The sequence below is a fragment of the Paraburkholderia sp. SIMBA_053 genome (assembly GCF_046534895.1).
Classification (GTDB): Bacteria; Pseudomonadota; Gammaproteobacteria; order Burkholderiales; family Burkholderiaceae; genus Paraburkholderia; species Paraburkholderia caledonica.
This window is the reverse complement of the sequence record NZ_JAWRXU010000712.1, coordinates 1-271: the sequence shown is the minus strand read 5'-3', so window position 1 is coordinate 271 and position 271 is coordinate 1. Positions and strand designations below refer to the sequence as shown.

1 pseudogene is annotated in these 271 nt (G+C 60.5%); it reads right to left on the bottom strand.

Going from position 1 to position 271, the window contains the following annotated elements:
* Window positions 1–271 (bottom strand): annotated as a pseudogene (locus SB753_RS37430) (NAD-dependent formate dehydrogenase); the annotation flags it as partial.

Here is a 271-nt window from a genome sequence, read left to right as displayed (position 1 = left end):
CGTTCCGCCGTCAGATAGGCCGGCCAGAACGGCTGCGAAATGACGACGTCGGCATCGACCAGGTGCTTGTCGAAGGTGGAGTCGGCACCGTCCTTATCGCTCGTGACGACGAGTTCATGACCATGCGCTTCCAGATAGCTGCGCAGACCTAGCTCGCCGGACACGCAGCCAACCAGTTCGCCAGGCTTGAATCCGAGCGGTCCTTGCGGAGACGGCACCGTTTGACCGTTTGGATATTGCGTAATGACGGGAATGTCGTCGCGCACGTACC